General features: G+C 71.1%; 12 protein-coding genes, 1 pseudogene and 1 riboswitch. Of the genes and pseudogenes, 8 read left to right on the plus strand and 5 right to left on the minus strand.

Going from position 1 to position 14,560, the window contains the following annotated elements; translation table 11 throughout:
- Nucleotides 1-34: 34 nt before the first annotated feature.
- Nucleotides 35-142, plus strand: a riboswitch (guanidine-I (ykkC/yxkD leader).
- Nucleotides 143-202: 60 nt separating this feature from the next.
- From E5198_RS14040 to E5198_RS14075, 8 genes are all read left to right on the plus strand, one after another.
- Nucleotides 203-1,270, plus strand: coding sequence for a putative urea ABC transporter substrate-binding protein (locus E5198_RS14040; protein ID WP_136490620.1), 1,068 nt, complete (start codon nucleotides 203-205; stop codon nucleotides 1,268-1,270).
- A 93-nt stretch (nucleotides 1,271-1,363) separates the two neighbouring features.
- Entirely contained in the window at nucleotides 1,364-2,176 is an 813-nt protein-coding gene (locus E5198_RS14045) for an ABC transporter permease (RefSeq protein ID WP_136490621.1), read from the plus strand.
- Nucleotides 2,173-2,967, plus strand: a complete 795-nt coding sequence (locus E5198_RS14050; protein ID WP_136490622.1) for an ABC transporter ATP-binding protein — start codon at nucleotides 2,173-2,175, stop codon at nucleotides 2,965-2,967. The genes E5198_RS14045 and E5198_RS14050 overlap by 4 nt, the downstream gene beginning before the upstream one ends.
- A gap of 12 nt (nucleotides 2,968-2,979) precedes the next feature.
- Complete coding sequence (locus E5198_RS14055) at nucleotides 2,980-3,708, plus strand: urea amidolyase associated protein UAAP1 (RefSeq protein ID WP_136490623.1); 729 nt, start codon at nucleotides 2,980-2,982, stop codon at nucleotides 3,706-3,708.
- A gap of 9 nt (nucleotides 3,709-3,717) precedes the next feature.
- Nucleotides 3,718-4,353, plus strand: a complete 636-nt coding sequence (locus tag E5198_RS14060; protein ID WP_136490624.1) for an urea amidolyase associated protein UAAP2 — start codon at nucleotides 3,718-3,720, stop codon at nucleotides 4,351-4,353.
- A 324-nt stretch (nucleotides 4,354-4,677) separates the two neighbouring features.
- Nucleotides 4,678-8,277, plus strand: a complete 3,600-nt coding sequence (uca, locus tag E5198_RS14065; RefSeq protein WP_136490625.1) for an urea carboxylase — start codon at nucleotides 4,678-4,680, stop codon at nucleotides 8,275-8,277.
- Between the two features lie 181 nt (nucleotides 8,278-8,458).
- Nucleotides 8,459-10,267 carry an allophanate hydrolase gene (gene atzF, locus E5198_RS14070; protein WP_136490626.1) on the plus strand — a complete coding sequence of 603 codons (1,809 nt, stop codon included), beginning with the start codon at nucleotides 8,459-8,461 and terminating at the stop codon, nucleotides 10,265-10,267.
- A gap of 63 nt (nucleotides 10,268-10,330) precedes the next feature.
- Nucleotides 10,331-10,549, plus strand: coding sequence for a cysteine-rich CWC family protein (locus E5198_RS14075; protein ID WP_136490627.1), 219 nt, complete (start codon nucleotides 10,331-10,333; stop codon nucleotides 10,547-10,549).
- Between the two features lie 8 nt (nucleotides 10,550-10,557).
- Here E5198_RS14075 and cobC read toward each other — a convergent pair whose 3' ends face one another.
- The 5 genes and pseudogenes from cobC to E5198_RS21575 all read right to left on the minus strand — a co-directional run.
- On the minus strand, nucleotides 10,558-11,124 hold the full coding sequence (cobC, locus tag E5198_RS14080; protein WP_136490628.1) for an alpha-ribazole phosphatase family protein: 567 nt from the start codon (nucleotides 11,122-11,124) through the stop codon (nucleotides 10,558-10,560).
- Nucleotides 11,121-12,173, minus strand: coding sequence for a nicotinate-nucleotide--dimethylbenzimidazole phosphoribosyltransferase (gene cobT / locus E5198_RS14085; protein WP_136490629.1), 1,053 nt, complete (start codon nucleotides 12,171-12,173; stop codon nucleotides 11,121-11,123). The genes cobC and cobT overlap by 4 nt, the downstream gene beginning before the upstream one ends.
- On the minus strand, nucleotides 12,170-12,691 hold the full coding sequence (gene cobU, locus E5198_RS14090) for a bifunctional adenosylcobinamide kinase/adenosylcobinamide-phosphate guanylyltransferase (protein WP_136490630.1): 522 nt from the start codon (nucleotides 12,689-12,691) through the stop codon (nucleotides 12,170-12,172). Before cobU ends, cobT begins: the two co-directional genes overlap by 4 nt.
- Nucleotides 12,692-12,769: 78 nt before the next feature.
- The gene (locus E5198_RS14095; protein ID WP_168772531.1) at nucleotides 12,770-14,233 is read right to left on the minus strand and encodes a cobyric acid synthase; all 1,464 of its coding nucleotides are present in this window, start codon (nucleotides 14,231-14,233) and stop codon (nucleotides 12,770-12,772) included.
- Nucleotides 14,234-14,241: 8 nt separating this feature from the next.
- A pseudogene (locus E5198_RS21575) lies at nucleotides 14,242-14,560 on the minus strand (threonine-phosphate decarboxylase); the annotation flags it as partial.

Here is a 14,560-nt window from a genome sequence, read left to right on the forward strand (position 1 = left end):
AGCCACCCGCAGGGGTATGCGGCACCACAATCTGCAAATGGCCGACTAGGGTTCCGGCCCGCGATCCAGGGATCGCGGGCGGCTGGTCCGAGAGTCGGCGACCTCCAGCGAGGTTACACGGCGGGACAAAAGCCCGGGAGACGAACGACGTATCCGTTACGCCGCCCCGCTCCTGCCGCCCCAACCGACCCGGAGGAACACCATGCGCAAGCCCCGCCTTCTCGCTGCCCTCGCCGCCAGCCTCGCCGCCGCCCTCAGCTTCGGCGCCCAGGCCGTCCAGAAAGACCAGTTCAGCGTCTGCTGGACCATCTACGCCGGCTGGATGCCGTGGGAGTACGGCGCCACCCAGGGCATCGTCGACAAGTGGGCGAAGAAGTACGGCATCGACATCGACGTGGTGCAGCTCAACGACTACGTCGAGTCGATCAACCAGTACACCGCCGGCCAGTTCGACGGCTGCACCATGACCAATATGGACGCGCTGACCATCCCGGCCGCCGGCGGCGTCGACTCCACCGCGCTGATCGTCGGCGACTTCTCCAACGGCAACGATGGCATCGTCATCAAGGGCGAGAACAGGAGCCTGGCCGACCTCAAGGGCCAGCCGGTCAACCTGGTCGAGCTGTCGGTCTCGCACTACCTGCTGGCCCGCGGCCTGGAGCGGGTGGGCCTGGCCGAGAAGGACATCCAGGTGGTCAACACTTCCGACGCCGACCTGGTCGGCGCCTTCGCCAGCGACGAGGTCAAGGCGGTGGCCACCTGGAACCCGCTGCTCGCCGAAGTGGCCGCCGCGCCCAAGGTCAGCAAGGTGTTCGACTCCAGCCAGATCCCCGGCGAGATCATCGACCTGATGGTGGTCAACAGCCAGACCCTCGCGGACAACCCCGCCTTCGGCAAGGCGCTGACCGGCGCCTGGTACGAGATCATGGCGACCATGAGCGCCGACACGCCCGAAGGCAAGGCCGCCCGCGAGCACATGGCCAGGGCCTCCGGCACCGACCTGGCCGGCTTCGAGGCGCAGCTGGCCGCCACCCGGATGTTCTATTCGGCCAGGGAGGCCGTGGAGTTCACCACCAGCCCCCGCCTGCGCGAAACCATGGGCAAGGTCGCCGACTTCTCCTTCGCCCACGGCCTGCTCGGCGAGGGCGCACCCAGCGCCGACGCGGTGGGCATGAGCTTCGCCGGCGGCCTGACCCGCGGCGCCGCGGACAACGTCAAGCTGCGCTTCGAGCCCGGCTACATGCAGATGGCGGCGGACGGCCAGCTCTGATCGCCCCGGTAGGGTGCGCCGTGCGCCCCAGCCTCTCGATCCGGTGCGCCAGGCGCACCCTACCGTCGCCCTCGAACGCCATGAGGTAACCCCATGCGCCTGATCAACCGACAACCCGGCCGCAGCCGCCTGCTGCTGGCGCTGCTGCCCTTCGCCCTGCTGCTGATGGCCTACTTCGGCGGCTCGGCCACCCGGCTGGCGGACAATCCCAACGACAAGCTGCTGCCCAGCGCCACGCAGATGGTCGCGGCGGTCGAGCGCCTGGCCTTCACCCCGGACAAGCGCAGCGGCGACTACCTGTTCTGGCAGGACAGCGGCGCCAGCCTGACCCGCCTCGGCCTGGGCATCGGCATCGCCGCACTGGCCGGCCTGTGCCTGGGCATCGCCGCCGGCAGCCTGCCGCTGCTGGGCGCACCGCTCTCGCCGCTGCTCACCGTGCTGTCGATGGTGCCGCCGCTGGCGATCCTGCCGATCCTGTTCATCGCCTTCGGCCTCGGCGAGCTGGCCAAGGTGATGCTGATCGTTATCGGCATCACCCCGGTGCTGGCGCGTGATCTGGAGCAGCGCGCCCGCGAGATTCCCGCCGAGCTGTTGATCAAGGCGCAGACCCTCGGCGCCAGCACCTGGACGCTGCTCCTGCGGGTGGTGCTGCCGCAGCTGCTGCCGCGCCTGTTGATCGCCCTGCGCCTGGTGCTGGGCTCGGCCTGGCTGTTCCTTATCGCCGCCGAGGCCATCGCCAGCACCGACGGCCTCGGCTACCGGATCTTCCTGGTGCGCCGCTACATGGCCATGGACGTGATCCTGCCCTACGTGCTGTGGATCACCCTGCTCGCCTGGCTGATGGATCTGGGCCTGCGCCAGCTCACCCGGCTGGCCTTCCCCTGGTACGAAGGAGCCAAGGCATGAACCCCTTCCTGGAAGTGAAGAACGTCTGGCAAGAGTACGGCGACCAGGTGGTCATCGAGCGCCTCAACCTGAAGGTGGCCGAAGGCGAGTTCTGCACCCTGGTCGGCGCCTCCGGCTGCGGCAAGTCGACCTTCCTGCGCCTGCTGCTGGGCCAGGAGCGCCCCAGCCGCGGCGAGATCCTCCTCGACGGCCAGCCGCTGGCCGGCGAGCCGGACGCCAGCCGCGGCATCGTGTTCCAGCGCTACACAGTGTTCCCGCACCTGTCGGTGCTGGACAACGTCGCCCTCGGCCTGGAACTGCCGCGCGCGCCGCTGCTCGGCCGGCTGTTCGGCAGCGCCAAGCGCGAGGCGCGCGAGCAGGCCGCCGAAATTCTGAAGAAGGTCGGCCTCGGCCATGCGCTGGACAAGTACGCCACTCAGCTGTCCGGCGGCATGCAGCAGCGCCTGGCCATCGCCCAGGCGCTGGTGATGAAGCCGCGCGTGCTGCTGCTCGACGAGCCGTTCGGCGCCCTCGACCCGGGCATCCGCAAGGACATGCACGCCCTGCTGCTGGAGCTGTGGCGCGAGACCCAGCTCACCGTGTTCATGGTCACCCACGACCTGTCCGAGGGCTTCAGCCTCGGCACGCGCCTGCTGGTGTTCGACAAGGTGCGCGTCGACCCGCACGCCCCCGGCGCCTACGGCGCGCGGGTGACCTACGACATCCCCCTCAACGCCGACCGCCGCGCCGCGCGCGCGGCCGTCGACGCCCTGCCCGCGCACATCGGCGCCGGGCTGCAAACCGCGCTGTAAAGGAGCTACCCCATGACCGCATCCCTGACCCTGCGCCCGACCCTGTACGAGGAACTCGTCCCCGGCGGCGGCCACACCTCCTTCGTGCTCAAACGCGGCCAGGTGCTGCGCATCACCGACCTCGAAGGCGGCGCCAACGTCAGCCTGCTGCTGCTCAACGCCCAGGAAAAAAGCGAGCGCCTCAACCTGCCGGACACCCTCAAGTGCCAGCACACCGCCAAACTGACCGCCGGCCACTGCCTGTACTCGGACATGGGCCGGGTGCTGGCGGCAATCACCGCCGACACCTGCGGCTGGCACGACAGTTTCGGCGGCGTGCTGAATGCCGCGGAGACCCGCGAGAAGTACGGCCAGGGCCGCTACCAGGAGCTGCGCAACGCCTTCTACCGCAACGGCGTGGACAACCTGCTGGTGGAGATGGGCAAGTGGAACCTCAACCTGCAGGACCTGCTGATGCCCCTAAACCTGTTCAGCAAGGTCACCGTGGACGGCGCCGGTGCCTTCCACTTCGAGCCCGGCAACTCGCGTGCCGGCGACTACGTCGAGCTGTACGCACCGATGGATACGCTGGTGGTGCTCACCGCCCTGCAGCACCCGCTGGATCCCAACCCGGTGTACTCGCCCAAGCCGGTGCAGCTCACCTGGCACCGGGTGGAGAGCGACGGCATCAGCGTGCTGTGCCGCACCTCGCGCCCGGAGAACGGCCGCGGCTTCCACAACACCGAACGTCTGTACATCTGAGGACCCGACATGAGCCTCGTCGAAAGCTCCCTGCATCCCGAAACCGCCGCGTTCCGTCACGTCATCCCGGCCGGCGAACCCTACCTGTTCGAGGTCAAGGCCGGGCAGACCGTGCGCCTGCTCGACCTGGAAGGCAACCAGGCGGTCGACACCCTGTTCTTCTCGGCGCGCAATCCGCGCGAGCGCTACGACCCGCAGCGCACCCTGCGCAGGCAGAACAACGTCTACCTGACCACCGGCACCGTGCTGTATTCCAACCTCGGCAATCCGCTCTTGACCATCGTCGCCGACACCTGCGGCCGCCACGACACCCTCGGCGGCGCCTGCGCGCAGGAGAGCAACACCGTGCGCTACGCGCTGGACAAGCGCTACATGCACAGCTGCCGTGACAACTTCCTGCGCGCCAGCCTGCACGACGGCCGCCTGGAAAAGCGCGACATCGGCGCCAACATCAACTTCTTCATGAACGTGCCGGTCACCCCCGAGGGCGGCCTGACCTTCGAGGACGGCATCTCCGCGCCGGGCAAATATGTGGAGCTGAAGGCGCATATGGACGTGATCGTGCTGATCTCCAACTGCCCGCAGCTGAACAACCCGTGCAACGGCTGGAACCCGACGCCGGCGGAGGTGCTGATCTGGGACTGACGGCAGCCGCCGTAGGATGGGTGGAGCGCAGCGATACCCATCGATCGAGCAGCCCGATGGGTATCGCCGCAAGCGGCTCAACCCATCCTACGCCCCGCAAAGGTGCAGCCTGCCGGCAACGCACAGTCGCAGGGCAGCCATCCCCCGGGATCGCCGCCAAAAACCGGCAAAACCGTGCTGGCCCGCAAATTGCTCTGTTGATTGCACCGTGCTCGCCCCGGCCTGCACGCTCCTGAATCCGCTCGCACCGAGCCTCCAACCACGGACGACCGTGGTGCAGAAGATTTCCGGCGGGACGACCCGCCACTGCATGGGGCCTCCTCCATGTTCGACAAACTCCTGATCGCCAACCGCGGCGCCATCGCCTGCCGCATCCTGCGTACCCTGCGCTCCCTCGATGTGAAGGGCGTGGCCGTCTACTCCGAAGCCGACGCCGCCAGCCTGCATATCCAGCAGGCCGACGAGGCCTTCTCGCTGGGCGAAGGGCCGGCCTCCTCCACCTATCTGGTGGTGGACAAGATCCTCGCCGCGGCCAAGCAGAGCGGCGCCACCGCCATCCACCCCGGCTACGGCTTCCTCTCCGAGAACGCGGCGTTCGCCGAAGCCTGCGAGGCCGCCGGCATCGCCTTCGTCGGACCGACGCCGGAGCAGCTGCGGGTGTTCGGCCTCAAGCACACCGCCCGCGCGCTGGCGAGGCAGCACGGCGTGCCGATGCTGGAAGGCACCGAACTGCTGGAAAACCTCGATGCCGCGCTGAAGGCCGGCGAGCAGGTCGGCTACCCGGTGATGCTGAAGAGCACCGCCGGCGGCGGCGGCATCGGCATGCGCGTATGTCGCAGCGCCATGGAGTTTTCCGAAGCCTTCGAGGCGGTCAAGCGCCTGGGGCAGAACAACTTCAGCGACTCGGGCGTGTTCATCGAGAAGTACATCGAGCGCGCCCGCCACCTGGAGGTGCAGGTGTTCGGCGACGGCGCCGGCGAGGTGCTGGCCCTCGGCGTGCGCGACTGCTCGGTGCAGCGGCGCAACCAGAAGGTGCTGGAGGAAACCCCGGCGCCCAACCTGCCCGCCGGCATGGCCGAGGAGCTGTGCGCGGCGGCGATCAAGCTGGCCAAGGCGGTCAACTACCGCAGCGCCGGCACCGTCGAGTTCGTCTACGACAGCGAGGCCGCGCGCTTCTACTTCCTCGAGGTGAACACCCGCCTGCAGGTCGAGCACGGCGTCACCGAGCAGGTATGGGGCGTCGATCTGGTGCGCTGGATGATCGAGCTGGCCGCCGGCGATCTGCCGCCGCTGGCCGAGCTGGCCAAGGGACTGAAACCCGCTGGCCACGCCATCCAGGCACGCCTGTACGCCGAGGACCCGGGCCGCGACTTCCAGCCCAGCCCCGGCCTGCTCACCGCGGTCGAGTTCCCGGCAGCCGACGGCCAGGCGCTGCGCATCGACACCTGGGTCGAGGCCGGCTGCGAGATCCCGCCCTACTTCGACCCGATGATCGCCAAGGTCATCGCCTGGGCGCCCACTCGGGACGAGGCCCGCGCCGCCCTTGACCAGGCGCTGGCCGACTCGCTGCTGTACGGCGTGGAAACCAACCGCGACTACCTGCGGCAGATCATCCAGGATGCCCCCTTCGCCGAGGGCAATCCGTGGACCCGTTGCCTGGAAGGCCTCGCCTACCGCGCCAGCACCTTCGAGGTGCTCAGCGCCGGCACCCAGACCACGGTGCAGGACTACCCTGGCCGCCTCGGCTACTGGGCGGTCGGCGTGCCGCCGTCCGGGCCGATGGACGACCGCGCCCTGCGCCTGGGCAACCGCCTGCTCGGCAACGCCGAGGGCGCCGCCGGCCTGGAAATCACCATGAGCGGGCCGCTGCTGCGCTTCAACGCCGACGCGGTGGTGGCGGTGACCGGCGCGACCATCCCCGTCGCCCTCGACGGTGTGGCGCAGCCCATGCACACCGCACTGTTCGTCCCCGCCGGCGGTACCCTCGCCCTCGGCACCATCGCTGGTGCCGGCGCGCGCAGCTACCTGACCGTGCGCAGTGGCCTGCAGCTGCCGGACTATCTGGGCAGCAAGAGCACCTTCACCCTCGGCCAGTTCGGCGGCCACGGCGGCCGCGCCCTGCGCGCCGGCGACGTGCTGCATCTCGCGCCGCTGGCCGACGCCAGCGCCGGCGCCGCGCTGCCGGCAGAACTGTGCGCGCGGCTGCCGGCGGTGCGCGAGATCCGGGTGATCTACGGCCCGCACGGCGCGCCGGAGTACTTCACCCCGGCCTACATCGACACCTTCCTCGCCACCGACTGGGAGGTGCACTTCAACTCCAGCCGCACCGGCGTGCGCCTGATCGGCCCGAAACCCGAGTGGGTGCGCGACAGCGGCGGCGAGGCCGGCCTGCACCCATCGAACATCCACGACAACCCGTATGCCATCGGTGCCGTGGACTTTACCGGCGACATGCCGGTGATCCTCGGCCCGGACGGCCCGAGCCTGGGCGGCTTCGTCTGCCCGGTGACGGTGATCGAGGCCGACCTCTGGCAGCTCGGCCAGCTCAAGGCCGGTGACCGGGTGCGTTTCGTGCCGGTGAGCCTCGACAGCGCGCGCGAACTGGCCCGGGCGCGCCGTGAAGAGTGCGTGGATCTCGCGCCGGCGGCGGTCGAGTGGCAGGCAATCGCGCCGCAGTCGCCCATCGTCCTGGATATCGGTGAGGACGACACCCGCCTGGTCGCCCGCCTGTCCGGCGACACCCATCTGCTGCTGGAGATCGGCCAGCCGGAGCTGGACCTGGTGCTGCGCTTTCGCGGCCATGCGCTGATGCAGGCGCTGGAAGCCGAGGCGCTCGCCGGGGTGATCGACCTGACGCCGGGCATCCGCTCGCTGCAGGTCCACTACCAGCCGGAAACCCTGCCGCTGGCCAGCCTGCTGGAAACGGTCGCCGGGCTGTGGGACGCGGTGTGCGCCGCGCAGGATCTCCGGGTGCCGTCGCGCATCGTCCACCTGCCGCTGTCCTGGGACGACCCGGCCTGCCAGCTGGCCATCGACAAGTACATGACCACGGTGCGCAAGGACGCGCCCTGGTGCCCGAGCAACCTGGAGTTCATTCGTAGGATCAACGACCTGCCGAATCTCGACGAGGTCTACAGGACCGTGTTCGACGCCAGCTACCTGGTGATGGGCCTCGGCGACGTGTACCTCGGCGCGCCGGTGGCCACCCCGCTCGACCCGCGCCACCGCCTGGTCACCACCAAGTACAACCCGGCACGCACCTGGACCGCGGAGAACTCGGTGGGTATCGGCGGCGCCTACATGTGCGTGTACGGCATGGAGGGCCCCGGCGGCTACCAGTTCGTCGGCCGCACCCTGCAGATGTGGAACCGCTACCGCGAGGTCGCGGCCTTCCGCGGCAAGCCCTGGCTGCTGCGCTTCTTCGACCAGATCCGCTTCTACCCTGTGTCCGCCGAGGAGCTGCTGCAGATCCGTCGCGACTTCCCGCTCGGCCGCTACGAGCTGCGCATCGAGAACAGCGAACTGGCCCTGGCCGACTACCAGCAGTTCCTCCAGGACGAGGCCGAGGGCATCGCCGCGTTCCGCGCCCAGCAGCGCGGCGCCTTCGCCGCCGAGCGCCAGCGCTGGATCGACTCCGGCCAGGCGCACTTCGAGATGGAGGAAGTCGGCCCCGACCTCGGCGAGGACTCGCCCCTTGGCGCCGGCCAGCACGGCATCGACAGCCACATCGCCGGCAACCTCTGGCAGGTGCAGGTGAGCGAGGGCGAAACGGTCGCGGCCGGCGACGTGCTGGTGATCCTCGAGTCGATGAAGATGGAGATCCCCCTCACCGCGCCGGTCGGCGGCGTGGTCCGCGAGGTGCGCGTGCAGCCCGGCTCGCCGGTGCGCGCCGGCCAGCGGGTGGTGGTGCTCGAGGAGGCCTGACCCCGCTGATCGTTCCCACGTCGAGGCGTCGAACCGTCCGCGTGGGAACGCAGCCCGGACGCTCCAGCGTCCAGAAGCGGGCCCCCACGCCGGAGCGTGGGAGCCATCGGAACCGTAGGGTGCGCCGCGCGCACCGCCAGATTCAGGGGTGCGCACGGCGCACCCTACGAGGAACCCGACCATGCACCACGAATTCGACCTGCGCCTCGACGCCCTGCGCGCCGCCTATCTCGACGGCCGCACTACCCCGCGCCTGCTGATCGAAGCGCTGCGCGCCAAGGCCGCGGCGCTCAACCCGGAATTCAAGCTGTTCATCCACCTGCTCGACGCCGAGGAGCTGGAGCCCTACCTGGCCGCCCTCGACGACAAGGCGCCGGGCGAGCTGCCGCTGTACGGCGTACCCTTCGCCATCAAGGACAATATCGACCTGGCCGGCGTGCCGACCACCGCCGCCTGCCCGGCCTTCGCCTACGTGCCGGAACGCAGCGCCACCATAGTCGAGCAACTGCTCGCCCTTGGCGCCGTGCCGCTGGGCAAGACCAACCTCGACCAGTTCGCTACCGGCCTCAACGGCACCCGCTCGCCGTACGGCGAATGCCGCAACAGCCTGCACCCGGACTACCCGGCCGGCGGCTCCAGCTCCGGCTCGGCGCTGGCCGTGGCCCTCGGCGTGGCCAGCTTCGCCCTCGGCACCGATACCGCAGGCAGTGGCCGGGTGCCGGCGGCGCTGAACAACCTGGTCGGCTTCAAGGCGACCAAGGGGCTGATCTCCACCGCCGGGGTGGTGCCGGCCTGCCGCACTCTGGACTGCGTCACCTTCTTCACCGCCACCGCCCGCGAGGCCAGCCAGTTGCTGGCGCTGACCGCCACGCTCGATCCGCGCGACGACTACAGCCGCGCCAACCCGCTGTGGAACGACGCCTCGGCCTTCGGCGCGCCGCGCCCGTTCCGCTTCGGCGTGCCGCGCGCGCAGGACCTGCAGTTCTTCGGCTGCGCCGAAGGCCCGCTGCAGTTCGCGAGCGCCGTGCGCCAGCTCGAAGCCCTCGGCGGCGAGGCGGTGGAGATCGACTTCTCGCCCTTCCTCGAAGCCGCGCGCCTGCTCTACGAGGGGCCGTGGGTGGCCGAGCGCTACAGCGTGGCCGGCGAGCTGGTCGAGCGCGAGCCCGAGGCGGTGCTGCCGGTGATCCGCGCGGTGCTGGCCAAGGCGCCGGACGCCACGGCGGTGGAGGCGTTCCGCGCCCAGTACCGCCTGCAGGCGCTCAAGGCGCAGTGCGACCGCATCCTGGCCGAACTGGACTGCGTGCTCACCCCGACCATCGGCCGCCCGGTGACCCTCGCCGAGCTGCACGAGGAACCCGTGCTGCGCAACTCCGAACTGGGCTACTACACCAACTTCATGAACCTCTTGGACTACGCCGCGGTGGCGGTGCCGAGCGGGGTGATGAGCAACGGCCTGCCGTGGGGCGTCACCCTGTTCGGCCGCGCCTTCACCGACCAGTACCTGCTCGGCCTGGCCGACGCCGTGCAGCGCCAACACGCCCTGCCGCTGGCCGGCGGCCGGGCCATCGACCTGCCGGCGCCGGCCAGCACCGCGCGCCACGATCTGGCCCGCGTGGTGGTGTGCGGCGCGCACCTGGCCGGCCTGCCGCTCAACTGGCAACTGGTGCAACGCGGCGGCCGGCTGGTCGAAGCCACCCGCAGCGCGCCGCACTACAAGCTGTATGCCCTCGCCGGCGGCCCGCCGCTGCGCCCGGGCATGCTGCGCGTTGCCGAAGGCGGCGCGGCCATCGCGGTGGAGGTGTGGGAACTGCCGAGCGCGGAGCTGGGCTCCTTCCTCACCGGCATCCCGGCGCCGCTGGGCCTGGGCAAGGTCGAGTTGGCCGACGGCCGCTGGGAGACCGGCTTCATCTGCGATGGCTGGGGCCTGGAAGGCGCCGAGGACATCACCGCCTGCGGCGGCTGGAGGGCATGGCTGCAGGCTCGCGGCTGAAGGCTTGCCAGGGGCCGGGCCAGCACCGCATGCTGGCAGGCCATCTCCGCTTACCTGCCCGCCATGACCGACTCCGACCCGCTGCATTGCCCGCTGTGCGGCCGCCCCAACCGCTGCGGCCAGGCCGATCCGGCGAGCCGCGACCAGCCGTGCTGGTGCTTCTCCGCCGAGATCGCCGCCGAGGCGCTGCAACGCATTCCGGAAGCAGCACGCGGGCGCAGCTGCCTGTGCGCGGACTGCGCGCGCGGCGCCACCCCTGCCACGACCGACCAGAACGGCTGACGCGGGGCTCAGTCCTCGACCAGCGCCAGCCCCGCGCCGGCCCGCAGGCGCTGCAGGGCGCCATGGCCCACCTCCACCTGCAGCAGGTCGCCGCGCGGCAGGCCGCGGGCGCGGGCCAGCAGCAGGCGCATCACCCCGCCGTGGGTGACCACTAGCAGGTGGCGGCCGGCAAAACGCGCATGCAGGCGCTCGAGCGCGTCGAGCACCCGCGCCTCGAAGTCGACCAGCGGCTCGCCGTCCGGCGGGGTGAAGGCGTAGGGATCGGCCCAGAAGCGCCCCAGCCCCTCGGCGTCGCTCGCCATCAGCTCGGCGGCGCTGCGCCCGTCCCAGGCGCCGAAGTCCAGTTCGCGCAGGCCGCTCTCCAGCTGCAGCGGCAGGCCGTGGCGCGCGGCCAGTTCGGCGGCGAAGGCGGCGCAGCGCTGCAGCGGCGAGCTGACCACCGCCTGCCAGGGTGCAGCGCCTTCGACCGCGTCGCGCATCTGCGTCCAGCCGCGCTCGGTCAGGGCATCGTCGATGCGCCCGCGCAGGCCGCCGCCCTGCTCGGTCTCGCCGTGGCGCAGCAGGTCGAGGATCATGGCGCGCGGTCGCTGACCTGGGCCTCGGCGAAGGTCGCCATGCCGCCGTGCAGGCTGCAGGCCAGCCGCAGCAGCGGCACTGCCAGCGCCGCGCCGCTGCCCTCGCCCAGGCGCAGGCCGAGATCGAGCAGCGGTTCGGCCTTGAGCGCCTGCAGCACGTGGCTGTGCCCCGGTTCGGCGCTGCGGTGGCCGAACAGCAGCCAGGGCCGGCAGGCGGGGTTGAGGCGCACCGCGCACAGCGCGGCGACCGTGGTGATGAAGCCGTCGACCAGCACCGGCAGGCCGTACTGGCCGCAGGCGATGAAGGCGCCGGCCAGCGCGGCGATCTCGAAGCCGCCGAGGCGGCGCAGCGCCTCGAACGGCTCGGCGCAGTCGCGCTGATGCAGCAGCAGGGCGCTGTCGATCACCCGCTGCTTGCGCGCCACGCCGGCCTCGTCGAGGCCGGTGCCGGCGCCGGTCAGCGCCAGCGCCGGCAGGTCGAGCAGCGCGCAGCCGAGTGCCGCCGCCGCGGTGGTGTTGCCGATGCCCATCTCGCCGCCGATGTACAGCCCGGCATGCACCTGGCGGGCGCGTTCGACGCTGGCGCGCCCGGCGGCCAGCGCCGCGGCGCACTGCTCGGCGGTCATCGCCGGGCCGTGGGCGAAGTTGGCGGTGCCGGGGCCGAGGGCGTAGCTGTGCACGCCGCCCAGCGGCTCGCCGCCGACGGTGCCGAGATCGATCACTTCCAGGCGTGCCTGCAGCTGGTGGGCCAGCACGCTGATCGCCGCGCCGCCGGCGACGAAGTTGTGCAGCATTTGCCGGGTCACCGCCTGCGGGTAGGCGGACACGCCCTCCTCGACCACCCCGTGGTCGCCGGCGAACACCGCGATCCACGGCTGTTCGAGGTGCGGGCACTCACGGCCCTGCAGCGCGGCCAGCTCGATGGCCAGCTGCTCTAGGCGACCGAGGGCGCCGGCCGGCTTGGTCAGCCGCGCCTGGCGCTGCTCGGCCTTCTGCCGGGCCACATGGTCGATGGGCTGGCAGGGCGCCTGCCACCAGGATTCGTTCATGGTGCATCCCCTTTGAGGATCATGGGCAGCCCTGCCACACAGAAGGTCACGCGCTGCGCGCGCTCGGCCAGGGCCTGGTGCAGCCAGCCGGCCTCGTCGACGTAGCGGCGGGTCAGCTCGCCGAGCGGCACCACGCCGAGGCCGGTCTCGTTGCTGACCAGGACGATGCGCCCGGGCAGCCCGGCGATGCCGTCGAGCAGTGCGTCGCGCTCGCGAGCCAGAGCGGAACTGTCATCAAGCAATAGCAGATTGGTCAGCCACAGGGTCAGGCAGTCGACCAGCAGACAGCGGTTTTCCGCCGCGTGGTCGCGCAGCGCCTGCATCAGCCGGACCGGCTCCTCCACCAGCGCCCAGCCGGCCGGACGGCGCGCCCGGTGGTGGGCGATGCGTGCGGCCATCTCGCCGTCGCCGGGCTGGGCGGTGGCGAGGTAGGTGACCGCCAGGCCGGACTCGATGGCCAGGCGTTCGGCCAGGCGGCTCTTGCCGGAACGGGCGCCGCCGAGGATCAGTTCAAGCATCGAGGGTCTCTCGGTGGGTTAAGGGTAGGGTGCGCCGTGCGCACCAAGCTGTATTCGTGGCGGTGCGCACGGCGCACCCTACGTCAATCCGCACAGCTGGCGCAGCCGCGCGGTGTCCAGATGCATCTCGACCAGGTCGGCCAGGCGCTCGATGTCGCGCTCGCGCAGGGCATGGTAGTCGGGCGTCTCCACCTCGCGCAGACCGGCCCAGCGCAGCAGCGCGCTGCACGCCGCCGGATTCTCGAACAGGCCGTGCAGATAGGTGCCGAGCACCTGGCCATCCATGCTGAGGGCGCCGTCGCAGCGGCCGTCATCGAGGCGCACGACCGGGTTTTCCAGCCCGGCGCCGCGGCTGACGCCGGCGTGGATCTCGTAGCCGCTGACCGCGGCATCCTCCAGCGCCAGCCGGCCGCGCACGTTGCGCAGCTGCTTCTCGGCCTCCAGCACGGTGTCGATCTCCAGCAGGCCGAGACCCTGGCTCACGCCCGGCGCGCCTTCCAGGCCGAGCGGATCGGCGATCTCGCCGCCGAGCATCTGCAGCCCGCCGCAGATGCCGAGGACCTTGCCGCCGTAGCGCAGGTGGCGCCGGATGGCGTCCTCCCAGCCCTGCGCGCGCAGGTGGGCGAGATCGGCGCGCACGCTCTTCGAGCCGGGCAGGATGATCAGGTCGGCCGGCGGGATGGCCTGGCCGGGGCCGACGAAGCTCAGCTCCACCTGCGGGTGCAGGCGCAGCGGGTCGAAGTCGGTGTGGTTGCTGATCCGCGGCAGCACCGGCACCACCACCCTGAGGCGCTCGTCGCTCTTGGTCACCTGACGCACGTCGATGGCGTCCTCGGCCTCCAGGTGCAGGTCGTGCAGGTAGGGCAGCACGCCGAGCACCGGCTTGCCGGTGCGCTGCTCCAGCCAGTCGAGGCCGGGCTGCAGCAGGGCCAGATCGCCGCGGAAGCGGTTGATCACGAAGCCCTGCACGCGCGCCTGCTCCGATTCGCTGAGCAGCGCCAGGGTGCCGACCAGATGGGCGAACACGCCGCCCTTGTCGATGTCGGCAATGATGATCACCGGGCAGTCCACCGCCTCGGCGAAGCCCATGTTGGCGATGTCGCCGGCGCGCAGGTTGATCTCCGCCGGCGAGCCTGCGCCCTCGACCATCACCACCGGGTACTGCGCACTCAGGCGGCCATGCGAGTCGCGCACCGCCTGCATGGCGACGCGCTTGTAGTCGTGGTAGGCGGCGGCGTCCATGCTGGTGACGGCGCGGCCGTGGATGATCACCTGGGCACCGATGTCGCTATTGGGCTTGAGCAGCACCGGGTTCATGTCGGTGTGCGGCGCCAGATTGGCGGCCTGGGCCTGCACCGCCTGGGCGCGGCCGATCTCGCCGCCATCGGCGGTGACCGCCGAGTTGAGCGCCATGTTCTGCGGCTTGAACGGCGCCACCGCCACGCCCTGGCGCGCCAGCCAGCGGCACAGCGCGGTCACCAGGGTGCTCTTGCCGGCGTCGGAGGTGGTGCCCTGCACCATCAGGGTCGCGCCCTGCGCCATCGGGGTGGTCATGTCGTTTCCTTCGGGTAATCGGCCAGCGCGCGGGCCAGGCGTTGCCAGTCGGCCTCTGTAGCGGGCAGGCCGAAGCGCAGGCTGGCCGGCTCGCTGAACAGACGCACGAGGATGCCGCGGCGGGCGAGGAAGTCGTGCAGCGCGGCGGCGTCGAGGCGCGGCAGCCACTGGAACAGTGCGCAGCCGCCGGCCGGCGGCAGGCCATGCGCGCTGAGCAGTTCGGCCAGGGCGGCACCGGCGCGCTGCAGCTCGGCGATGCGGCGCCAGCGGGCTCCGGCGTTGGCGCCATCCAGCGCCTGCAGCCCGAGGGCCCGC

The organism is Pseudomonas sp. A-1, from assembly GCF_004801855.1.
In the GTDB taxonomy this organism is placed as follows: domain Bacteria; phylum Pseudomonadota; class Gammaproteobacteria; order Pseudomonadales; family Pseudomonadaceae; genus Geopseudomonas.